Origin of the sequence: Kocuria atrinae (assembly GCF_039531425.1) — a bacterium.
In the GTDB taxonomy this organism is placed as follows: domain Bacteria; phylum Actinomycetota; class Actinomycetes; order Actinomycetales; family Micrococcaceae; genus Kocuria; species Kocuria atrinae.
Genome location: NZ_BAAAQA010000004.1, coordinates 108,618 through 131,261, shown reverse-complemented (window position 1 = coordinate 131,261; position 22,644 = coordinate 108,618). Strand labels below are relative to the sequence as shown.

General features: G+C 63.7%; 20 protein-coding genes and 1 tRNA gene. 15 read left to right on the top strand and 6 right to left on the bottom strand.

From position 1 onward, the window contains the following. Nucleotides 1-207 precede the first annotated feature (207 nt). Genes ABD283_RS03600 through ABD283_RS03590 form a run of 3 tightly spaced genes read left to right on the top strand, consistent with a single transcriptional unit; the run spans nt 208 to nt 2,581 of the window. Nucleotides 208-600 carry a hypothetical protein gene (locus ABD283_RS03600; RefSeq protein ID WP_344223653.1) on the top strand — a complete coding sequence of 131 codons (393 nt, stop codon included), beginning with the start codon at nt 208-210 and terminating at the stop codon, nt 598-600. Further along, on the top strand, nt 601-1,182 hold the full coding sequence (gene mobA / locus ABD283_RS03595; RefSeq protein ID WP_344223652.1) for a molybdenum cofactor guanylyltransferase: 582 nt from the start codon (nt 601-603) through the stop codon (nt 1,180-1,182). 22 nt (nt 1,183-1,204) lie between these two features. Continuing rightward, nucleotides 1,205-2,581 carry a molybdopterin molybdotransferase MoeA gene (locus ABD283_RS03590; protein ID WP_344223651.1) on the top strand — a complete coding sequence of 459 codons (1,377 nt, stop codon included), beginning with the start codon at nt 1,205-1,207 and terminating at the stop codon, nt 2,579-2,581. Nucleotides 2,582-2,710: 129 nt separating this feature from the next. Here the strand turns inward: ABD283_RS03590 and ABD283_RS03585 are convergent, their stop codons facing one another. Continuing rightward, nucleotides 2,711-3,214, bottom strand: a complete 504-nt coding sequence (locus ABD283_RS03585) for a DUF456 domain-containing protein (RefSeq protein WP_344223650.1) — start codon at nt 3,212-3,214, stop codon at nt 2,711-2,713. A gap of 74 nt (nt 3,215-3,288) precedes the next feature. On the opposite strand from ABD283_RS03585, the gene ABD283_RS03580 reads away from it, so the two are divergent. Beyond that, nucleotides 3,289-6,054 carry a multicopper oxidase domain-containing protein gene (locus tag ABD283_RS03580; protein ID WP_344223649.1) on the top strand — a complete coding sequence of 922 codons (2,766 nt, stop codon included), beginning with the start codon at nt 3,289-3,291 and terminating at the stop codon, nt 6,052-6,054. 250 nt (nt 6,055-6,304) lie between these two features. On the opposite strand, the gene ABD283_RS03575 is transcribed toward ABD283_RS03580, so the two are convergent. The 4 genes from ABD283_RS03575 to ABD283_RS03560 all read right to left on the bottom strand — a co-directional run bounded on the left by ABD283_RS03575 (nt 6,305) and on the right by ABD283_RS03560 (nt 13,729). Then, complete coding sequence (locus tag ABD283_RS03575) at nt 6,305-7,000, bottom strand: LysM peptidoglycan-binding domain-containing protein (RefSeq protein WP_344223648.1); 696 nt, start codon at nt 6,998-7,000, stop codon at nt 6,305-6,307. A 125-nt stretch (nt 7,001-7,125) separates the two neighbouring features. Next, nucleotides 7,126-12,177: an NAD-glutamate dehydrogenase gene (locus tag ABD283_RS03570; protein WP_344223647.1), complete on the bottom strand. Its 5,052-nt coding sequence runs from the start codon at nt 12,175-12,177 to the stop codon at nt 7,126-7,128. Between the two features lie 355 nt (nt 12,178-12,532). Next, entirely contained in the window at nt 12,533-13,105 is a 573-nt protein-coding gene (locus ABD283_RS03565; RefSeq protein WP_344223645.1) for a histidine phosphatase family protein, read from the bottom strand. A 180-nt stretch (nt 13,106-13,285) separates the two neighbouring features. Then, a complete protein-coding gene (locus ABD283_RS03560; RefSeq protein ID WP_344223644.1) occupies nt 13,286-13,729 on the bottom strand; it encodes a YsnF/AvaK domain-containing protein in 444 nt (147 codons plus the stop codon). A 106-nt stretch (nt 13,730-13,835) separates the two neighbouring features. On the opposite strand from ABD283_RS03560, the gene ABD283_RS03555 reads away from it, so the two are divergent. The 3 genes from ABD283_RS03555 (at nt 13,836) to ABD283_RS03545 (ending at nt 16,175) form a co-directional block, all read left to right on the top strand. Beyond that, nucleotides 13,836-14,489, top strand: a complete 654-nt coding sequence (locus ABD283_RS03555) for a DUF2225 domain-containing protein (protein ID WP_344223643.1) — start codon at nt 13,836-13,838, stop codon at nt 14,487-14,489. Further along, nucleotides 14,486-15,442 carry an aldo/keto reductase gene (locus ABD283_RS03550; RefSeq protein ID WP_344223642.1) on the top strand — a complete coding sequence of 319 codons (957 nt, stop codon included), beginning with the start codon at nt 14,486-14,488 and terminating at the stop codon, nt 15,440-15,442. Before ABD283_RS03555 ends, ABD283_RS03550 begins: the two co-directional genes overlap by 4 nt. 178 nt (nt 15,443-15,620) lie before the next feature. Beyond that, complete coding sequence (locus ABD283_RS03545) at nt 15,621-16,175, top strand: DUF2617 family protein (RefSeq protein WP_344223640.1); 555 nt, start codon at nt 15,621-15,623, stop codon at nt 16,173-16,175. Between the two features lie 95 nt (nt 16,176-16,270). Here ABD283_RS03545 and ABD283_RS03540 read toward each other — a convergent pair whose 3' ends face one another. Continuing rightward, nucleotides 16,271-16,747, bottom strand: a complete 477-nt coding sequence (locus tag ABD283_RS03540; protein ID WP_344223639.1) for an acyl-CoA thioesterase — start codon at nt 16,745-16,747, stop codon at nt 16,271-16,273. Nucleotides 16,748-16,853: 106 nt separating this feature from the next. On the opposite strand from ABD283_RS03540, the gene ABD283_RS03535 reads away from it, so the two are divergent. The 8 genes from ABD283_RS03535 to ABD283_RS03500 all read left to right on the top strand — a co-directional run bounded on the left by ABD283_RS03535 (nt 16,854) and on the right by ABD283_RS03500 (nt 22,632). After that, complete coding sequence (locus ABD283_RS03535) at nt 16,854-17,483, top strand: YdcF family protein (protein WP_344223638.1); 630 nt, start codon at nt 16,854-16,856, stop codon at nt 17,481-17,483. A 7-nt stretch (nt 17,484-17,490) separates the two neighbouring features. After that, nucleotides 17,491-17,814, top strand: a complete 324-nt coding sequence (locus ABD283_RS03530) for a hypothetical protein (RefSeq protein WP_344223637.1) — start codon at nt 17,491-17,493, stop codon at nt 17,812-17,814. A gap of 96 nt (nt 17,815-17,910) precedes the next feature. Next, nucleotides 17,911-18,753, top strand: coding sequence for a metal-dependent hydrolase (locus tag ABD283_RS03525; RefSeq protein ID WP_344223723.1), 843 nt, complete (start codon nt 17,911-17,913; stop codon nt 18,751-18,753). A 103-nt stretch (nt 18,754-18,856) separates the two neighbouring features. Further along, nucleotides 18,857-18,943: transfer RNA gene (locus ABD283_RS03520), tRNA-Leu, on the top strand. Nucleotides 18,944-19,038: 95 nt separating this feature from the next. Continuing rightward, a complete protein-coding gene (locus ABD283_RS03515; RefSeq protein ID WP_344223635.1) occupies nt 19,039-19,938 on the top strand; it encodes a macrolide 2'-phosphotransferase in 900 nt (299 codons plus the stop codon). Nucleotides 19,939-20,003: 65 nt separating this feature from the next. Continuing rightward, a complete protein-coding gene (locus tag ABD283_RS03510; protein WP_344223634.1) occupies nt 20,004-20,729 on the top strand; it encodes a VldE C-terminal domain-containing protein in 726 nt (241 codons plus the stop codon). 273 nt (nt 20,730-21,002) lie between these two features. Continuing rightward, nucleotides 21,003-21,731: a S1 family peptidase gene (locus ABD283_RS03505; protein WP_344223633.1), complete on the top strand. Its 729-nt coding sequence runs from the start codon at nt 21,003-21,005 to the stop codon at nt 21,729-21,731. A gap of 193 nt (nt 21,732-21,924) precedes the next feature. Beyond that, complete coding sequence (locus ABD283_RS03500; RefSeq protein WP_344223632.1) at nt 21,925-22,632, top strand: DUF899 family protein; 708 nt, start codon at nt 21,925-21,927, stop codon at nt 22,630-22,632. Nucleotides 22,633-22,644: the final 12 nt, after the last annotated feature.

Sequence of the window (22,644 nt, the reverse complement as noted above, 5' to 3'; positions counted from 1 at the left end):
CTGACCTGGGAATATGGTCAGATATTCGTGCGCTAATCGACCGTTTGGTTGGCACTGGTGGGATGACCTGGGGTGGCGCATCAATTGGTCGGACCTTACTGTTCGGTAGGGGGCCATACCGGGCCGCACCTCCTCAAGAAACCGCTCCGTTCCCACCACGACACCCGGTTCGTACGACACGCCGTACCCGACCTAGACTGGTGCCCCATGAAGTCCATGATTGCGCCGATCTTGCTTGTCGCCACCGCCCTGATTCAGTCAATGGGCCTGTTCCCCTATCACGGTGACGGCATCACGCTGGCGGGGCAGCTGTTGTTCCCCATCCTGTTCGCGCTCATGGCCATGTACCTGTCGACCAAGGGGTTGCCGGGCGCCTTCGCCACGGTGCACCTGGTCATCCTGATCGGGTCCGTGATCCTGCTGATCCTCTCGCTGGTGGGGATGAGCATGAGCCTCCCGCAGCTCTACCCGACCATGATCCTGTACTACATCGCGTTCGTGCTGGTGGCTGTGGAGTGCGGTCTGCGGATCGCCGGAATGCCCAAGAAACGCCGCGCGAATGACCCTGCTGAGCTCAACGATTCCGAGACCACGGTCTAGGTGCTGCGCTTCGACAGCGTGATCGTTGCCGGCGGCAGATCTTCCCGCTTGGGCGGCACACCCAAAGCCGGACTTCGCCGGGGCGCAGAAAGTCTGCTGGAGATCACGGTGCGCGCCGTGAACGAGGCTGGGTGCGCCGTCGTCGTGGGGCCCGACGACCTGGCCGTACCGCCCGCGACCCTGCGGACCCGCGAGGATCCACCGTTCTCGGGTCCCGCCGCCGCGATTGCCGCGGGCCTGGATCATCTGGCGCGGCAACCGTCCCGCGCGGCATGGACGGCGGTCTTGGCCTGCGACATGCCCGACGTGGCCGCGGCCGTCCAATCACTCGCCGACGCCGCGGCAAACCTGCCGTCCGACACCCAAGGGTTGATCGCAACGGCGCCCGACGGCCACCGCGAGAACTTGGCCGTCATGATCCGGACCGAACCGCTCACCACCGTCTTCTCCGAGTACCCCTCGCGAGACCGCTCCGTCCGGTCATTTTGGAAACACTTGCGTCTGATCGAGGTAGCAGTTCCGGCGGGCAGCACCCAGGACGTGGATACATGGGAAGATGTGACCAGGTTCGATCTGCACTGAATCCACACGTCGAGGAGATGGCATGCCCGGACTTCCCACCACGCACGAACACTTCAACCAGGACGCGGACCAGACTCCCCCGGAAACCGAGGGCCAGGAACCCACGCGCCGTTGGGTTGACTGGGATGAAGCCCGCGAGATCGCCCACCGCATCCCCGAACCGCTGCCCAGCAGGTTGCTGCCGCTGACCGACGCCCTGGGTGAGACCCTCGCGGAGACCATCACCGCGATCATGCCGGTCCCCCACTACGCGTCCGCAGCAATCGATGGCTGGGCCGTAGCAGGCGAGGGCCCGTGGCGAATCCGCACTCCCCAGCCCGCCGAGACCGATGAGCGACTCCTCCTGACCCTGCCGCCGGATGAGCGCATCCTGCCGGTAGTTGAGCTCCGCCCGGGTGAGGCCACGCAGGTGAGCGTGGGTTCGGCCGTGCCGGTGTACACCAAGGCCGTGCTGTCCAACCACCGCGGCCACGTGGTGCCCACTCAGGCGCCGGTTGACCACATGGAGGACTACCAGCCCGTGGAGGGCGACATGCTGGAGGATGCCACTCCGGCTGCGTCGCTGATCCAGAATCAGGACGTGCGCGCCCTGGGGCAGGAAATCTCCGACGGCGACGAGTTGCTGCGGATCGGCTGCCATCTCAATCCCGCTCACATCGGCCTGGCCGCAAGCGCCGGTCACGACATGCTCCCGGTGCTGCGCCGTCCGCGCGTCACCGTGCTGCTGGGTTTCGCGCACGTCGTGGAGGACGGCATTCCCGGACCCGGTGAAGTCCGGGACGTTCTGGGGCCCCAGATTCCGGCCATTTTGCAGGACCTGGGCGCCAATGTGGATCAGGTTCGCCGCGTTCCAGACGGTGCGCAGGGCGTACTCACCGCCCTTACGGAGTCGCCTTCGGGTGCAGGCTCCCTGCTGGACGCCCGCGCGGAGATCGTCGTGACCACCGGCGGCACCGGCCACGGCGAGGATGATCACGTGCGTGAAGCGCTCACCGAGTTGGACGCTCACCTGATCATCGACGGTCTGGCCCAAGAACCCGCGCACGGCGTGATCGTGGCGCAGTTGCCGGAGGACGGTCCCGTGGTGCTGGCGCTGCCCGGTAGTCCGTTGTCCGCGGTCACGGGCTTACTGAGTGTTGGACACGCCTTGATCGCCGGTGCCACGGGTCAGCCGCTGCCCCAGGCTCGTTCGGCCACCTCCGGCGCCGAGATCGAGCAGACCGGCAGTGTGCGCGTGATTCCCGCCTATTACCAGGAGGGCCGTGTCCTGCCCGAGCCCGCGGTGGGCCCCGCCATGCTGTCCGGCATGGCTCACGCTGACGTGCTCATGGTGGTCCCGGCCGAGGGCCTGCGCCCGGGCCAGGACCTCAAGGTACTGGGTCTGCCCTGGCGCCGATGACCGGACTTTAACCGCCGACGACGCCGCTCCGGTTGGAGCGGCGTCGTCGCGGTTTAAGAGTGGCTCGGTGAGGCGCCGGCCGGTCGAGGCGGTGGGGCGGAACCGCCCACCCGGGGCAGGAAGCGTACGTCAGGCGGCCGTGACGAAGAAGACGATGGCCCCGATGATGAACACGCTCGCCGCCAGTAGCGCGCAGGTCAGCTCCAGAATGATGCCGATACCCGCGGCCTTAAGAGCGACCCATGAGGTGTCCAGTGCTGTGCGGAAGTTACGGTTGCGCACGGTTTCAGACGCCAGTAGCCCCACGATGAAGCCGATCACCAAGCCCACCACGGGAATCACGAACATGCCGATCACGGCACCTATGACACCGAACAGCAGCGTGCGGTTGGGGATGGCGCGGCGTTTCAAACGCGTCCCGGTGAGCACCAAGCTCGCGGACATGCCCGCCAGCAGCAATGTGCCGCCGAGGGCGAGGACGACCCAGCCCTCCACGGACTGCACAACCACCGCCCAAATGATCAGACCGATCAGTGCGGTGATGGACCCCGGCAACACGGGGATGATGATGCCCAGGCACCCGATGATGATGAGTACCGAGGTCGCAATGGTGGCAATAATCTCTGGGGTCACCGTCACATCGTACGGGTACCGCGGGCGAACTATACTTGCATCTAAAGTGCCAATATTTGTGGATCGGATGGACGGTGCCCACTCTCAGCAAGCCCCAGGACCCAGCGCCCGCCACGAAGAAGCACGGGAGGTCGTGGCACCGCACCGCCGGTAAGCCCGTGCGCTGGTGGATGACCGCGCTGATCCTGGTGCTCGGCTTCCACCGGTGGATCCCCGAAACCCGCTGGCTCATGGTGCACATGGTCACGCTGGGGCTGATCACCACCTCGATCATGGTGTGGTCCCAGCACTTCACCGAGGCGCTACTGCATCACCGGCTCCCCGACCACGAGCGCCCTCGCCAGATCCTGCGCATTTACGGGGTCACAGCGGGCACCGTGCTACTCATGGTGGGCATGCTCGCGGACTGGTGGTGGCTCACCCTGGTGTCCGCAACGATCATCGGCGGCCTACTCACGTGGCACGGGTTGTCGCTCCTTTCTCAGTTGCGCACCGCGTTGCCCGCCCGGTTCGGCATCACCGTGCGTTGGTATGCGGTAGCGGCATTCTTCCTGCCGGTGGGCGCAATATTCGGGGCGATTCTGGCCCTGGATCTGGCTGACCCCTGGCATTCTCGGTTACTCCTGACCCACCAGGCAGTCAACGTTCTGGGGTTCGTGGGTCTCACGGTGTCCGCGACACTGCTGACCCTGTGGCCGACCATGGTGCGCACGCGCATGGAAGAGACAGCCACGGCCCTGTCCCGCATCGCCCTGCCCGCCATGGCCGCGGGAAGTTTGGTGGCTGCCGGTGGTGCCTTGGGTGGCTGGGTTCCCGTGGTGGTCCTCGGGTTGTTCGGTTACGCGGTGGGCGTGGGCCTGGTCGGCCGCATCATGATCCGCACGGGCATGCGCAAGCTGCCCGAGGGCTACATGGGATGGTCCGTGGCCTCCGGCATCGCCTGGCTGTTCGTCACCGTGGTGATCGCGCTGATTCTGGTGGCGGTCCAGGGCATTCAGACAAGTGTGATGGGCGCACTGACCATTCCGTTCGTGGCCGGATTCCTGTTGCAGACCCTGCTGGGCGCCATGAGTTACATCCTCCCGTCCACGATGGGCGGCGGGCCCGCCACGGTGCGCGCTTCGCTGGCAGCCATCAACCGCGGTGGCGTCTACCGGGTCACGGTCTTGAACCTCTGCATTGCACTGTTCGCGCTACCCGCCGGCATGCTGCCTTCGTGGGTGCGCGCCATGGTCTCGATCGTGGGCGCGGTTGCGTTCGCGGCGTTCATCCCATTGATGATCTCCTCCGCCAAGGTTTCCGTTGCCGGACGGCGCCGCCTCATGGCACAGCGCGCGGCTGGCCAAGCTCCCGCAACAGATACGGCCGGCGGTTCCAGCTCTGCGGCAGCCAGCACTGGGGCACCCGACCGAAAGCCCAACCCCCTGCGGCAAATCGTGGCGGGGGTGCTCACGGTCTTACTGGCGGTGGGGGCGGGCATTGCCGTGGCACCGCAGTCAGCGGGGATCGGTCTGAGTTCTGGTACAGAGAACACAGTGCAGGCCACCGGTAACACCACCGAGATCACGATGCATGCCAACCAGGACATGCGTTTCGACCCCGGAGACATCGAAGTCCCCGTGGGCGATCGCTTGGTGATCACGCTGATCAACGACGACCCCACCAACGTGCACGACCTGGTCTTCGCCAACGGTGCGACATCCGGTCGAGTTGGCCCCGGCGATTCCGCCGTGGTGGATGCCGGCATCATTACGGAACCGCTTGAGGGCTGGTGTTCCGTGATCGGTCACCGCTCCATGGGCATGACGGTCACCGTGATTCCGGTGGACGAACAAGGCAACCCCGTGGGTACTGCAGGCCATGAGGAACACGGGGCGGGTGGGGCGCCCCCGGCGATCGACTCGCAGGATCCTGCCGCGGACGTGGACTTCAATGCCGCGCCTGGCGAGGCCTTCGAGGCCCGTGACCCAGCGCTGGATCCGGCACCGAACGAGACGGTGCACGAACTGACCCTGGACGTTCAGGAGGTCGCCCGGGAAGTCGCACCCGGTGTAACCCTGGACGCGTGGACCTTCAACGGCGATTACACCGGGCCCACGCTGCGCGGAAAAGTGGGCGACGTGTTCGAGGTGACGCTGACCAACAGCGGCAGCATGGGCCACTCGGTCGATTTCCACGCGGGAGACGTGTCGCCGGACGAGACCATGCGGACCATTGCCCCGGGAGAGTCCCTCGTCTACCGCTTCGAGGCGGTACGGTCCGGGATCTGGTTGTACCACTGCGCCACCGCCCCCATGAGCACACATGTCGCTGCGGGAATGTTCGGCGCGGTGATCATCGATCCGCCCGACTTGCCCGAGGTGGACCGCGAGTACCTACTGGTGCAGAACGAAACCTACGTGACAGTCCCGCCCGCGGAGCAACCGGACCTGCCGGACGGCGTGAACGCGGTGGTGGATCCCGCGGCGATTGCGGCTGGAACGCCGTCGTTGACCATGTTCAACGGACATGCGACTCAGTACATGCACGATAAACTGCCCGCGCGAACTGACGAGCGCGTTCGGATCTGGGTGCTCGCGGCCGGCCCGTCCAAGGGCACGAGTTTCCATGTGGTGGGCGGGCAGTTCGACACCGTGTACAAGGAGGGCGCGTACCTGTTGTCGCCCTCCAGCCCCGGCAATCCGAGTGGCACCGGCGGAGCACAGGCCCTCGATCTTGCGCCGGCGCAGGGTGGCTTCGTAGAAATGTCATTCCCGGAGGCCGGCACGTACACGTTCGTGAACCACTCGTTTGCAGAGGCTGAGCGCGGGGCGAGGGGTCAGATCGAGGTGACGGAGTAATTCCGGAACTGCAAACCCGGGTGACTCGTTTCAAGTGCATCCTGGTCGACAGCACGACCGACCCTGCCAAACACCGTGCACTCTGATGGACGCTGGGGCCTTCGTACCGAGGCCCGACGTAGATCAGTCGACGTTGCGTCCCAGGAACGGGGATTTCCGGGTTGCAACGTCGACTGATGTGCAGAGTTGGCTGGGCCTGGGGCGGACCGTCGACGAGACTGCAGACTCCGCTCGACCAGGTCCCGCCGGGTCAGCGCTGGGGGATCGTGATGCTCTGACCCGCGCGAATCAGGTGCAGTTGAACCTTGTCGCGATTGGCTGCGTAGAGCTCATCGACCGTCACGCCGGAACGCTGAGCGATGGAACCGAGGGTGTCACCTGACTGAACCGTGTATTCACCGGCGGGGATGATTCCCGTGCCGTTGTCGATCGGCTGGAAATCGGAGTTGCCACCAGCGCCAGCACCACCGCCGGCTCCCGCGCCCGCCCCGGCACCGGCCTCAGCCGACCCGGAGCTGTCGCCGCCGGAGCCCGAACCTCCACCGGCTGCGCCACCCGAGCTATCAGCACCTGCACCGGAGCCGTCAGCGCCGGCTTCACCTGAACCGCCACCACCAGTCGCGTTACCCGCACCGAAGCCGCCGGCCGAGCCATCCGTTCCGTCACCGGCACCGCCAGTGCCTTCAGTCCCGGAGCCACCGGAGCCGTCACCACCCGCTCCGGCTCCTTCGCCAGAGCCGGATCCTTCTTCCGAGCCTGCTTCTCCCGCGGCCGCGCCACCGGCACCTTCAGAGGCACCGCCCGTGGCGCCACCAGTAGCCTCGGCGGTCGCAGCGGCGCCGGTGTTCGTGTCCTCCGCGTTCTCCCCGCTGCCACCGCACGCGGTCAGTGCCAATGCTGTGGCGAGCGCAAGTGGTGCCAAGCCCTTGTAAACCTTCTTCTGCATGATGTCTCCTATCCCTCGATCGAGGGGTCATCAGTACCAGTTGTGATGCAACTCACGCTACCGGAGAATCAAAGAAAAACCCGGGCCGACGCACACGCGCCAGCCCGGGTCTCTCTGGTTATGAACTACTCTGTCAGCGCACTGCGCATGGTGCGCAGGGCCACCGAGAGCGCCGCGAGTTCGGCCCCGGCATCCCCGCCGGAGGACATCCCCTCGATCTCTCCCAGCACGTCACGCAGGCGTTCCAAGCGATCCTGGTTCTCGCGCTCCCACGCAACGACCTTCTCCTCGGCGTTCTCACCGGGGGACTCGAGCGCCTGTGCCGCGAGAGCAACCAGCGTGGAGTACAGGTCCTCACGCATTGAGATCCTGGCCATGTTCTCCCACCGAGTGGTCTGCGGAAGCGCGGTGATGCGATCCAGCAGGTTTTCCAACCCGTACCGGTCGAACAGGGCAAAGTAGACCTTGGCAATGGTCTCGACGGTCACGTGCTCTTCGCTCTCGGTCGACGACGCCGCGTGCTCGCCGGCCCGCTCTCCTGCTACCTGCACTCCGCCGGCCTGAGCCAAGCGTGCGACGTCCAGCAGTGCGAAAGCGTCCAGCAACTCTGCCCATTCGACGGCCAGGTCCTTGGGCACCGACTGACGCTCGGCCAGCTCGGTGTCCGCGCTGACGCGTTCCTGGGACTGGGCACTCATGAGCTGCTGTTCGCCGAAGCGCAGCTGCACGGTGGGCTTGTAAGCATCCACGAGTTCCTGAATGGTCGCCTCGGATTCACTGCGATTGAGGAACCAACGCACCACTCGGTCCAACAGACGCCGCATGCGCAGGGTCAACTTGTTCCACATCTCCAGCGGAACATCCGTACCCAGCTGAGCGTGACGAGCCACGTAGGGCTCCAGGTCGAAGATCTCCACGGCCGCCGTGAAGACCGCCGCCAGATCCGCCAGATCCGCACCCGAATCATCCACCACGCGATATGCAAATGCGATGCCGCCGTAGTTGATGATCTTATTGGCCACCATGGTGGCGATGATCTGCTTACGCAGCGGGTGGGACTGAATGTCCTCGCCGAACTTCTCACGGATCTGCGTGGGGAAATAGTGCTCCAGCGTGGCATCGAACCATGGGTCATCCGCCAGGTCGCTGTGGGTCAGCGCCCCGGTCAGCTGAATCTTGGTGTACGCGGTGAGCACCGACAGCTCCGGCCCGGTCAAGGACTCACCGTTCTCCGCACGCTCACGCAGTTCCTCGTCCGTGGGCAAGAACTCGAGCTCCCGGTCCAGGTCGGCCTCTTCCTCGAGCCAGTGCATCAGCCGGATGAATGTTTCCGCGAACTCCGGGCCGCGAGCGCGCTCGGTCGTGAGCAGCACGTTCTGCGCCACGTTGGTGCGCAGCACAAGGTCCGCAACCTCGTCCGTCATGGATTCAATGAAGTCAGCACGTTCGTCCCGGTCCAACTTGCCGGCCTCGACCATGCGGTCGACCAGGATCTTGATGTTCACCTCGCGGTCGGAGGACTCCACACCGCCGGAGTTGTCGATCGCGTCCGTGTTGACCAGGATCCCGTTGCGCGCTGCTTCGATACGTCCCAGCTGAGTAGCGCCCAGGTTGCCGCCCTCGCCGATGACCCTGACCCGCAGGTCTTCACCGTTGACTCGGATCGGATCATTGGCCTTGTCGCCCACGTCCTGGTTGGTTTCCAGCGAGGACTTGACGTACGTGCCGATGCCACCGTTGTAGAGCAGATCCGCCGGGGCGAGCAGGATAGCGCGCACCAGTTCCTGCGGAGCCATGGACTCCACACCTTCATCGAGCCCCAGTGCCTCGCGCACCTGCGGGGTAATCGGGATGGACTTCTCCCGGCGCGAGTAGACACCGCCACCTTCAGAAATCACTGATGCGTCGAAATCCTGCCAGGACGTACGCCCGGCGTTGAACAGTCGCTCTCGTTCCTTGTACGACGCCGCTGTGTCCGGGGCCGGGTCCAGGAACACGTCGCGGTGATCGAACGCCGCAACCAGCTTGATGTGCTCGGACAGCAACATGCCGTTACCGAACACGTCACCGGACATGTCACCGATGCCCACCGCGGTGAACGCCTCGGATTGGGTGTCCACGCCCAGCTCGAAGAAGTGCCGCTTGACCGATTCCCACGCACCGCGGGCCGTGATACCCATGGCCTTGTGGTCGTAACCGACCGAGCCGCCGGAAGCGAAGGCATCGCCCAGCCAGAAGTTCCGATCCAGGGAGATGGCGTTGGCGGTATCGGAGAACGCAGCCGTTCCCTTGTCCGCGGCGACCACCAGATATGAATCGTCCTCATCACGACGGATCACTCGATCCGGGTGCAACACCGTGTCTCCCTGGGGAGTCTCGGGTGCCTCGGCGGCGTCCTTGGAGCCGTCATCCGAGACCTCCGCGTTCGGCTCGGCGTTGGACTCATGGGTGATGTTGTCAGTGACATCCAGCAGCGAAGCGATGAACAGCTTGTACGCCTCACGGCCTTCCTCCAACCAGCCCTCACGATCCTGCTGCGGATCCGGAAGCTGCTTGGGGAAGAAGCCGCCCTTGGCGCCGTCCGGGACGATCACTGCATTCTTGACCATCTGAGCCTTGACCAGGCCGAGCACCTCGGTGCGGAAGTCTTCCCGGCGATCCGACCAGCGCAAGCCACCGCGTGCCACATGTCCGAACCGCAAGTGCGTTCCCTCCACGCGCGGGGACCACACCCAGATCTCGAACTTGGGTCGAGGGTAGGGAGCCGCATCGATTGACTGCGGGTCCAGCTTGAACGCCATGGTGGGGCGCTCCTGGTACACGTTGGTGCGAAGCGTTGCCCCCACCACGTTGGCCAGCGCCCGGAAGAGACGGTCCGCGTCCAGGGAGGGGACCTCGTCCAAGACTTTGTCGAGGCGTTCCCGGGCGGCATCACGCGCTTGAGAGCGTTCCTCACGGCCCTGCTCCGTGTCCTCGAACCGCTCCGGGTCGAAACTCGAACGGAAGAACTCCGAGAGTTCCCGAGTGGCCTCCGGGTAGTCGAGCAAGGTATCGGCAATGAACTCGAACGAGTTCGCGTAGCCCAACTGCAACAGGTAGCGAACGTAGGAACGCAACACGGCAACCCCACGCCAGCTCAGGCGTTCGGTCAGCACCAAGCGGTCCAGCGAGTCGGATTCCGATCGCCCGGAGAGGATGGCACAGAGCGTGTCCTCGATGAGGTCCTCGGTCTTGGCGCTATCAGGCCCCTGAGCATCCACCCCGGTGGGGAGTTCCACACCGAAGTCGTACAGCTGGAATTCGCGGCCGTCAGACGGGGTCACCGTGTACGGACGCTGGTCCAACACGGTGAGTCCCATGTTGTGCAACAGCGGCAACAGCTCGGTCAGAGACAGCGCTTGGGTCAGGTAAATATTGAGGCGTACCTGCCCGTCGTGTTCGGCCACGCGGACCTCTGCCGGCAGATTCGGGTCGCGGCCCCATAGTTCCTCGCAGCGCTGCAGGTCCTCCACTGCCTCTTCGATTTCGTAGTCCTCGCGGTAGGCACCCGGGAAGGCGTGGGTCCACAGCGGGGTGAGGCGAGCGGCGTCGTCGGAATCGAAACCCAACCGAATGGCGCGCGCCAGAGTGTCCGGCCACGAGCGAACCGCTGCGCGCAACCGGTGCTCGAGGTCTGCCTGGTCGAATTCGCGCACTTCGCCCGTGTACGGCAAGCGGATGCGGAAGAACAGTCGTGCCAGGGAGGAGGATGTCAGGCGCACCTCGAAGTCGATGGCCTCGGAGTCGAAGACGTCCTGGAGTTGTTCTTCAATGCGCTGGCGTACCGAAGTGTTGTAGCGGTCGCGCGGCAAGAACACCACGGCCGACATGAAACGTCCGAAGGTGTCCTGCCGGAGGAACAACCGCGTTTGACGGCGTTCGTTCAGGCCCAGCACACCGCTGGCTGTGTCGTAGAGTTCGTCGGCTGTCATGTGGAACAACTCGTCGCGCGGGTAATCCTCGATGATCCCCAGGAGATCGCGCGCGGAGTGGCTGTCCGGCAAGAAACCGAAGCGCTCCACCACGGCATTCACCTTTTCGCGCACCAGCGGAGTCTGGTGGGCGGGCACGGAATGAGCCCTACGCGAGAACAACCCGAGGATCAGATACTCGCCGGTGACCGTACCGTCCTGCGCGAAGGTTCTGATGCCGATGTAATCGAGGTACTCACGCCGGTGAATCGAGGAACGGCGATTGGCCTTGGTCACGAACACCACTTCGCGGTCCCTGGCGTGCAGACTGCCCAGGCCGGTGAGGCGTTGTGTGTGCCCTTCTGTGCCCGCTTCTCGCAGCAATCCCAACCCGGTTTGCGGGCGGGAATGCAGTGCGGCGTCCTCGCCTTCATCGGTGAGGTCGTAGCGCTTGATACCCATGAACACGAAGTTGCCTCCGCGCAGCCAATCCAGGAATTCTGCGGCGGAATCCACATCAGGTAGCTGGGAACCGTCCTCGAAACGAATCTGATGCAAGCCGTTCAGGGAACGGGCCAGCTCATCCGCCACGGAGTGCATCTGATCCTGGTCCTCGTCCACGCGGCGGACATCCGGAATCAACCTCTCACCGAGGTAGCTCTTCAGTTCTTCCCGCTCTTCATCGCTCAGGTTGCGGTGCAGGACGATCCGGATCCACGATTCGATCACGGATTCAGTGCGGCCTCCCCCACCGCTGGAACGCGGGGTGGCATTGGGGCTGAGCGGCACCAGTGGGATGGCAGTGGTGTCACCGGATGAAGCGGTAGAAATATTGGGGACCTGCGCCAGCGATTCCAGTTCATGCGTTTCGGCATCCCGAGTGGCCAGCAACAACGGGTGCAACACCAACTCGGCACCGCCCCACTTCGCGGCGATTTCCGTGTTCAACGTGGATACCAAGAACGGCATGTCGTCAGTGACCACGTAGAGGACGGTGTTGTCCTGATCCTCTCGAACGTCCACGCGCACGTCACCCTTGGAGCGGGTCTTGCCCACCTCTCGATGCGCCTGAGCTCTGGACGTGAGCCGCTCCTCCTTGGCTGCGGCAACATCTGCATCCGGGACAGACCTGTAGTACTCGTTGATCCACTCTTGCTCGCCGCTCCATTGGGGGCGTTGCCACGTTACGGGTATGACCTGGGTGTCGGTCGCATCGGGAGGGGTCACGTCTGCATCACGCCTTTGCTCGCAGTCGATTCGAGATAGGAACGCACGGCCACCGAAAACCCAAACGCGCGCCTGCCCTGTGTGGCGGCAGTACGCGCGGTCGGCCACGTTGCCGAGTCTGCCCCCAGCCTATGGCTCCCCGTGAGCAAGAGCCACCATTCGGGTTGAGCGGGGAGTGAACGCCAGAACTTCTCCCGTCGCTTCCTTCCAATTCCTAAGGGAAACTAATTAACTACCGAGTAACATTTCTTGACGCAAAAAGATTTATTGATAATTGATCGCGAGTTATACATGCAATCAAGAATGCATGGTTAGGTATCCCCAATTTTCCGCTTATTTCGCGGGATAGGCCACCTTAATTCTTAGCCCCACCGAGAGGCGCCGACGCCGCCGCAGCCACCTCATCCGCGGTCAGGGTCACCACTTCCCCGTTCTTCAAGCTCCGAAGCTTCCGGTTCAAAATGTGCCCCGCAGTGAGACGAATAAAGGAACCGTGGCTGACGATCATCACGTTCTGTCCCGGGTAGTCGGCGAGGATCTGCTGTAACAGCGCCACACCTCGAGCCACGAGATCCGCAGTGTGTTCGCCGTGCTGTTCCATGAACGCATGGCGCTCTTCCTCGGTCATGTGGCTGCAGTCGTAGCCTTCGATCTCTCCGAAGCTGCGCTCGATCAGATCGTCGTAGGTGCGCGACAGTTCCAGGCCGACTTCTTCACCAATGATTTCCGCGGTTTCGCGAGCGCGGGACAGCGGTGAGGAAACGAGGACGTCCCAGTGCTCCCCAGACGCCGCCAGCTCGCGCCCCACTTCACGGGCTTGTTCGCGCCCGGTCGAGTTGAGGGGGATGTCGGTGCGGCCCTGGAGCCGGCGAGCGAAGTTCCAGTCGGTCTGCCCGTGGCGGATGAGGGAAAGAGAAGAGTCAGTCACGCTTCAACGCTACCCGCAGTCACGCAGTTCTTCTGTCGTGGTGCCCGCCACCCGCGAGCAGCACCGCACACGCGCATTTCAATGCTTCCATCCCCCGCCACGCGCGGAAAGGTTCAGAAATGAGTGAGGCCCGGAACCTCCGATATTCGGAGGCTCCGGGCCGCTCAAGAAGGCCAAAGGTTATGCGCGGTTCTCATCCGTCTGGATGTCGACGCGCTCCTTGCGGAGGGTGTCCTCGATGACTTCGGTGCGCTCGGTGCGCTGAGCCACCAGACGGACACGCTGGTAAGGAACGCGCACGGTCTGGACCACGGCTTCGGTGCGGTACAGGATCATTTCGTCGTCGCCCACGGGCAACTCGCTGCCGTCGAGGAAAGCCTGGCGTTCCTCTTCGGTGATGGGGGTGTGGACCACGTCGGGCTCATCGTGGCCCACGGTCACTTCCTGACGGACTGGCTCTTCAACCACGTATTTGCGGAGCCGGAGCCTTCCGGTTTCCTCCTGTTGACGGTTGATCACCAGACGCTCTTCATGACGAACCACGGATGCGGCCTGGTCATCGAGCATTTCTTCACGTTGCGGATCACGCGGGTCCTGCCCGGGAGCGCTGTTCTGTACTGCCATCCTGACCTCCTGAAAGAGTGTGTTCTAGAGATTATCAGCCGGGTTATGTTGCAACCTACCGTGTAGCATTTGGAGCTACCCCGGTGGGTCCCGAAAGGATGAGCTGATGAGCTATTCGGATGATGGCAACGGTTATTTCACACGTGCCCTGGACGCCGAGGATCGGGGTGAACTCTCCCAGGCCGAGACCGCTTATCGGCAGGCGATCGAGTTGTTCAAAGAGACCCAGCAGACTCAGCGCGAACTTGCGGCGTGCCACTACAACTTGGGTCATCTGTACGTGGTCATGAACGCGCGGGACAAGGCGATCACCGAGTACCAGCGCTGCTTGGAGTACTTCGGACAGATCCCGGACAGCAGTAAGCCCAAGGGCCGCGCCCACCTGATCGTCGGTTCATTGCTCGTAGAGGATCGCGACTACCCGCGTGCAGAGTCCCATTTGCTGGACGCGCTCGGGCAGTATTTGGACGCCCCGCACGAGCCCAAAGATCAGGCCGAGTGCTACATCAATCTGGCGCGCGTTTACAACGCCACCAAACGCCGGGCCCAGGCCATCACGGCCTATAACCGAGCGTTGGATTTTTACCAGGAGACCCCTGGTTCTCAGCGTGACCAGTCCGATTGCTACACCGAGTTGGGCATCGTCTACCAGTACCTGGGCAAACTGGACGAGTCCGCTGCCGCCTATGGTGAGGCCGCACGCTTGCGCCAACAGGTCTCCCACCACCGCCACCACAAACACAAGGGTTCCGAATCATGAGTTCACCGCTGATCTACGGTTGCATGGCCCTGGGTGGGGCCTGGGACCGTTCCGAGATCACCAGCGCCCAGTTCGACGCCGCTCACACCGCCGTGCGCGCGGCTCACGACGCCGGGTTCGACCTTTTCGACCACGCTGACATTTACGCGGCGGGTAAGTCGGAGACGGTCTTCGGTCGCATCCTGGCCGAAGATCCGGAACTCCGCCAAGGGATCAAGCTGCAGACAAAGTGCGGCATCCGTATCCCGGGTAATACCGGACCCGACAATTCCCCGGTGCACTACCGGTTGGACCGGGACACCATCCGCGCGAGCCTCGAGGGCTCTCTGCAGCGCTTGGGCGTGGACAGCGTGGAACGACTGATTCTGCACCGCCCGGACCCGTTGACCACCCTGGGTGAAACAGGCCAAACCCTGGACGACCTGCGTTCTGAAGGGTTGATCAACTCCGTGGGGTTGTCCAATATGACTCTGCGCCATGTGGCAGCGTTCCAGCAGGTGTTGTGCACCCCGCTGACCGCCGTTCAGATTCAGATGAGCCTGGCCCACCGTGACTTCGTTGAAGCCCAGGTGCTGGGTAACCAGACCGAGGGCACCGAGTACAACTTCCCCGAGGGTTTGCTCACCCATTGCGCGGCGGACGAGATCGAGGTTCAGGCATGGGGCGCCATGGCGGACGGCATCTACTCCGGTCGCCAGGCACCCGAAGGTGACACGACCGCGGAGGCCACGAGCGGCGTCGTCGATCGGCTGGCGGAACGCATGAATGTCACCCGTGAGGCCGTGGTGGTCGGCTGGTTGCTGCGCCATCCCTACGGCATTCGCCCGGTGGTCGGCACTATGAATCCGGAGCGCATCCGCGCGTGCGCCCAGGCACCCCAAGCCGCCGAGCTCATGACCCACACGGATTGGTACGAGCTCTGGACCGCCGCGCGCGGGCATTCATTGCCCTGAGCGCCATCACCGCGAGAATGCCTGCAAAAGAGTATTCTCCGAAGTGAGGCCTGACTAGGGCACTAGGTGATCGTCACCAAACGGTGACCTTCATAAGCTTGCTCCGGACCGCCCACATGGCTATTTTCTTTTGTAAAGAAGCCGTCGCGGGCTGCGACGGTGGACAGGGAGAGTAACCATGAACCGACCTTGGCTTACACGCACGCCCGGGCACGTGGTGTGCCAGCCGGACGAGTTCAGTTATCGCACCGACCTACCCGTGGTTGAGGCCACGGCTACCAGGTCACTCGCGATCGACGAACTCACCACCGTTGAATTGCGGGTCACCCCCGGCCAGCATCAATTGGTGATTCAGTACGGCGACGACCATTGGGTGGAGACGATCGGTCTTTTCGACGACGCCGCCCCGGACCTGCCGATTCTTCGGCGCCTTCCCAACCCCACGGGCTTTGCCACCGATTTCGAAGTGGGCTGTACCGTGACTTCACATTCGCCGCGAGGACTTGTGAAGACACTGCAGCATTTGCTGGACCGGCTGGATAACGCACCGCTAGCGTTGTGCGTCCAGGATCCCGAGGAGCCCTCCGCAATCACTGCGGCCTGCTGTCACATGGACCCGGTGGAGAACACGCTCATGTGGTGGACGTGGCGGACCCTTCCGGAGTCCGGTTGCGTGGTTCGCACGCGTGCGCAATTACACCTCACGGCCGTGCCGCAGAGTATTGCGGCATAGCTAACAGCCACCGTAAACCAGCGCGGCAGATAATTGCGGGCCCTGCCCCACGGGCCGGACCGCAGAGGAGCAGCGCTACAAGTAGTCGCGCGTGCTCAGAACGGCGACGGCGCGGTGTACGACTCCAGCAGTTCGCGCTGGTCCTTGGTGATGCGCAGAACCGTCTGCGTTTCCGGAACGAACAACGCGAGCTGGGTCTGGGCGCGAACGCAGGGAGCGCCGTCGGCGGCGTCGACGATTTCAAAGCCGAGTTCCAACGTGGCTGCCTTGGCCGAGACGACCCACACGCGAACCTCCGTGGGGACGTTTCGATAGGCCAGCGGGCGCAGGTACTTGACGCGGTGTTCGGCAATGAGCGCCTGGGTGCCGTCCGGGAGCACCGAGAACAGCGGGATCTTGGCCGGGGCAATTTGCTCGCCCGTGCCCACGGGCACACCGAAGGTCGCGATTCGAGCCTCTTCAAGAACGCGGATGACCTCCACGTTGTTCACGTGCCCGTACGGGTCCATGTCACCCCAACGCAACGGAACCTGACAGGTGACGGAGCGTTCCAGGTACTCGTTCGATCGCATATCGGCGCTCCTCACGTGCAGATTTGTCATGGTCGCCGGCAGCTCACGGGATTGCCGGGGATGAATGAGATGATATCCGCGTCCATGTTCTGATGGGGGTATTTGGGTGACGGTTCAGGAGCCTGCCGAGACCAAGCGGCATCGTTGGCTCACCCTGCTGGTTGCGGCGTTAGCAGTGGCCGTGGCCGGATGGCTAGCCGTCTGCTGGGCCGTGCTGGAGCACCCCCGCACGGAGGAACCCGCGATGTCCGATGCGCTGCTGGTGCTCGGCCCTCCGGATACCCAACGCATGGCCACAGCGCAGGGATTGATGGAGCGTGGCATCGCGCCCGTGCTGGTCATTGCGACCCCCGACGCTCAGCCCGATGATCCGCCCGCCATGGTGCAGTACTACGAGGACAAGGATTTCTGCACCCCGCGCACCGATTACGAGGTCATCTGCTTCCAGCCCAATCCCTCCACCACCCAGGGCGAGGCCATGCAGTTGCGCGACCTTGCCGCTGAGCGCGGTTGGGACACCGTGACTGCCGTGACGTTCAAACAGCACGTGCCGCGGGCGCGCATGATCCTGGAGCGCTGCTATCACGGTGAGTTACGGATGGCCGCAACCGACTACGAGTTCACACCACTGCGCACGCTGCGGCAGTACGTGTACCAGAGCGGCGGGTACGTGAAGGCCTGGCTCACTCCCGGGTGCGAACAGCAGTTGCCAGGCAACCCGAAAGAGTTGGATTGAGGTTCTCGTGAGTGATCTTCAGTGTCCCGCCACGGTGGTTTTCGTCGCCGACGCCGCTGCGGCCGACAACCTGCCCACCTCGCGTTTTCGTGTGGCCCAGGTGATGTCTCCGTATGTCCGCACACCTATGGATTTGGTAGGCGCCGTCGAGAACGCAGCCGATGAGTACCGCGGGGAATGCGTGGCGGTAGTGGCCCCGCGACCACTGGTGATCGAGGCCTTGGATGAGGTCTCCGCTGGTGGGTCTTCAGCAACTCCGTCCCCGGATGACCCGTGGGTTGCGGTGGACGTGGATTCCGCCGGCTGGACGCTGTTGCACACCGAGTCCTGAGGGTCCTTATGCGTGTCTGACCACGTTCCTAACGTGGGGCTTCATGACCGACGAGCCCGCGATCGGAGAGTGCGTGTTGACCGTGATGTCCCGGTGATGGGGCCGAGCCATGCTGCGTGTGGTGCCGCTGCATGGGTGGCGCTGACCGCCGACTACACCCTGCAATTTTCCGACTTTTCTGTGCCGATCGGCTTCGGTGTACTCCCCGTGGGTGACGCGGGGGTGGTGACCGGCGCCCTGATCTGCGCGGGCGCCGCGCTGTTGCCGGATATCGATCACCCCAACGGAACCGTGGCGCGCTCTCTGCCGCCATTCTCGGGATGGTTAGCGCGGATCGTCTCTCGGTTGTCGGGCGGCCATCGACGAGGAACTCACTCTCTGATCGGGCCACTCGTGTTCGCCCTGCTGGCCTGGTTGTCACAAAACGCCGCCCTTCCCGTGGGCGACGGGCTGCGCTGGTTGGCGGAGTCGAGTGGCGATGATTCTGCACCCGCCGTTGTTGCGGCGCTACCCGGGCAGGTGTGGCCGTTGGCCGCGGTGCTCTCGGTGTTGATGATCGCGTTCGCGGTGAAGGTCCTGGCGTTTCTTCCGGACCGGATTTCGCATGCCAACTGGCTGGTGGCCATCGGCCTGGGAATCGTGGTGGCCACCAATCCCCCGGACCATCCGTGGTGGTTCGTGATTGCCGTGGCTTTGGGGTGTGCGGTGCACATGATCGGCGACATGGTGACCACTCAGGGGATTCACTTGCTGTGGCCGTTGCGCCCTCGTTTACCGGTGCCGTCCACGTTTTACCGGGGCAGATCCTTCGTGCGATTTCCCGTTCTGGGAAAGGCCGGGTCCGGCATGGAACTGGCTGTGCTGACGCCCATCAGCGTGTACGCGATGGTCGGTCTGGCGTGCGCCTTGGCAGCATGGGGTGGCATGACTCTGGGGTGATGCAGTTGCGACGGGAGGCCGTGCACGGCGATTCGCCAAACGCATCAGGCATCGGGTAGGCTACTCAACGTTGTTCACCGGCGGAAGCTGAGTGAATAAACAAGCGCGAGTGGCGGAATAGGCAGACGCGCACGGTTCAGGTCCGTGTGCCCGAGAGGGCGTGGGGGTTCAACTCCCCCCTCGCGCACCACAGTGAAACCGGCTGTTGACAAGGTAAACACCTTATCGACAGCCGGTTTTTCGTTGTCTACCAACGTGTATGGACCCGGGTGGGAGAATCGTGCCATGAGCACACTCGATGACGCCTTGGGCCTGGCCGCCTCTCATGGTCTGCGCCTATCCGCTGATGGCGCCACCGTGGTGGAGGCCGGCTTGGACTACCGCGTCATCATGGCGGCTGACGAAACCGCACACCGCTGGGTGCTGCGGATCCCGCGCCGTCCGGACGTCTCCGGGGGCATGGCCGCCGAGGTCCGCATCCTCGATTTCGTTGCGCCCGTGCTCCGCGCGGAGAAAGTTTCGGTTCCGGACTGGCAGATTCGCACTCCGGAGCTGATTGCTTACCCGGCCCTCCCTGGCACTCCGGGCCTGACCCTGTCTGATTCCGGAGAACCCATCTGGCATATGGACCCGGCCAGTCCGCAGTACGCCGCCCGCTTGGGACGTCTGCTGGCACGCCTGCACTCGCTCAATGCCGCGGATGCCAAGGCTGCTGGCTTGGAGGCCCGGTCGCCGGATCAAGTCCGTCAGACCTGGCAGGACGACATCAACCGGGTGACCAACGAGTTCACCGTGGCTCCCACTCTCGCCAACGCTTGGCGGGCATGGATAGATGAGGACATTTGCTGGCCCGACCGGACGGTGATGACTCACGGGGAGATTTACCCCGCTCACGTCCTCCTCGACAATGGCGGAGCGATTACCGGCATCCTGGACTGGACAACCGCCCGTGTGGACGATCCCGCCCGCGACTTCGCCTTCCAGCACGGCGCCGCCGGTGACGAGATTCTGCAGGCCACCCTGGACGCCTATGAACAGGCCGGTGGCCATGTACATTTGGGCCTGGCCGCTCAGGCCCGCCACCTGTGGGAGGCTTCACCGCTCGGTTACGCGATCTATGCTCTGACCACTGGCTCCGAGACCGATCAAGCCACTGCCGCAGCGATGCTCAACCCGAAGGCCTGATCCATCCAATGAAGTCGTCGAGCTCAAATAACCAGGTGCCTGCCGAACAAGCGAACTCGTCGAGGGTGCCACTGATCTTTCTCGTGGTCGTGGGGTTGATCATTGGTGCACTGGTTTGGCTGGGACCCACTATCGCCAACAGCTTCCGCGTACAGGACGGCCGTTTCTACGTGGGCTCGGAGTGCAGCGTGGAGACCCCGGACGGCACCATCAACCTCGAGCGTGATGAGGCCAAACTCGCCACCACGGCAGTTGCGCTAGCCGCTCGCGGCGCCGAAACCCCGGACACGTCCGGCATCGACCCGGCGGTCATCCAGCGCCTCGCGGATGGGCCTGCCGACGACGCCGGGCCAAGCCTTCGTTGCGAAGGCACCGCAGCAGATGACTTACCCGAACAAGAGCTAACGCCAACCGGCCTCACACCGCGCGCCCAGCGACTACGTGACGAAATGACCGAGGTGTTCGGTGACCAGCCACTGGGTGGATTCGCCCCCGGAGGGGTCAGCCAAGGCCATGGAGCCGAATCGACCCATTACAGCGGCCGCGGCATCGACGTCTTCTTCCGCCCGATCACCGAAGAGAACCGCCGCGAGGGGTGGATTCTCGCCCAGTGGCTGATCGCCCACGCAGATGACCTGGACATCCAGTACGTGATCTTCGATGACAAGATCTGGAGCGCCCACAGCTCCCGTGGCCACTGGCAAACCTACGATGCCCCCGAGCCGGCCAGCGACATCTTGCGCCACCGCGATCACGTGCACGTGGATGTTCTCCGGGGCGAACCCCGGTAGCGAATTTCCATGTTGTGCGAGCTCCGGTTCAACCTCTGGCACGTCAGTTCGAGGAAGTATGGACATCACGTTCGTCTTACATCTATCGAGTGATAGAACCCTTGACTTTCCGGTCGTTATTAAATCGTAACCCTCTTACTTAGTCCGCTAATCGAATCGAAACCTGGTCGATCTAGGCATCGCTCCTAGTCAGACACGTTCTTCCTGTGTAGTTTGAGTCTCGCTCAGATCAGGGGGTTGGCATCCCCACCTACACGAGAAGGAGCTATCGACATGAAAACCTCCCTTTTCCAGAAGATCGGCATCGCGTTATTCGCATCCGCCGCACTGGCCACACCGATGACGGCGCAGGCCGCACCCGCGGCGGAAGAAACCAACGAGTACATCGTGGGCGGTGAACCCGCGCAGAACCGCGCGGTGGTCCAACTCAAGTTCACACAGAACGGCGGCCAGTATGGCTGCTCGGGCTCGCTCATCAGTGAGGAATGGGTCCTGACCGCCCGGCACTGCACCGAAGACGCGAGCAACATGAACGTGTTCACGTCCAACTCCACTCAGAACCCGGGCCAGCCCGTGCGTGCGGCGCAACTCGCGAACTCGCCGCGCGGCGACGTCGGCCTGGTGCGCTTGTCCCAACCGGTGAACGTGGGCGAGACCATGGACCTCACCGACAGCACCATTCCGCAGCGCGGACAGCAAGGAACGGTTCAGGGCTACGGACTGCGCGCCAATTCGACGCCGTCCACCGGTTTGTTCCAAGCGGACGTACTAGTCACCGGCCCCAGCCGCGACCTCCACGGTGGCCCCGCAAGCAACATTCGCGGCATCACGGGTGCAGCCAACCGGGGCGACTCAAGTGGTCCGCTCATCATCAATGGCCAGGTAGTGGGTGTCTGCTCCACCGGCGATACGCCCGATCCCGGCGCGAACATCAACTCGGGCTCGAACTACTCCAACGTGGCCGCCCACCGGGACTGGATCAGACAGACCGCGGGGATCTGATTCACTGAAATGAGACCGTGGATCGCGGGACGCGTCGTCACCTGACAAGGGCCGGCGCGTCCCGCACTGCACGTCCCAAATTTCGACGGCGTGGATTGCTGCCCCCGGCCAGCGACCTCTTCCATTCAAAGCTCATCAGGCGTTGACTGAGTCGTAGCAAGAACAGCCGAAACACCTCTTCAGGAGATCGGTCATGAACCGCGAAGACCCGGAACGCCTTGCCGCCCAACCCAAACTGAACCAGCCCGATGCCGCGCCTCCAGTGGTGGGCCGGGACGCTTTCGACGCCGCACTCGCGCAACAAGTCGCCCGCGAGAAGGAAGTGACGCGACACAACGATCGGGTCTCGGCCGAGCGGCGTCGGCTACCGATGGTCGAGGTCGAGAACTATACGTTCGAGGGCCCGGACGGGCCCGTGAAGCTGACCGACTTGTTCGGTGAGCACTACCTGCTACTCGTGCAAAACGTGATGTTCGGCCCCGAATGGGAGGCCGGCTGCCCGAGTTGCACGTGGGCCGTGGACAACCTGCCGGCCAACATGGGCCGGCTGACGGAGAACGGGATCGCGTTCGCGCTGATCTCCCAGGCGCCCATCGACAAGCTCGAGGCCTGGCGAGAAAAGAACGGCTGGCCGCACCTGTGGGTCTCCTCGCATGACACCAGCTACCACTATGACTGGGGCTGGACCCGCACGAATGACCAGGGCGAGGAAGGGCAACTACCCGGGTATTCGTACTACCTCCTCAAGGACAGCGTGCCGTACCTGACCTACATGACGACGGCGCGCGGCACGGAAGCCATCCTGCCCACCGCCCACATCATGGACCGCACGATTTACGGACGACAGCAAGACTGGGAGGACAGCCCCGAGGGCTGGCCGCAATACCCGACCTACGGCTGACTCTGAGCGGCA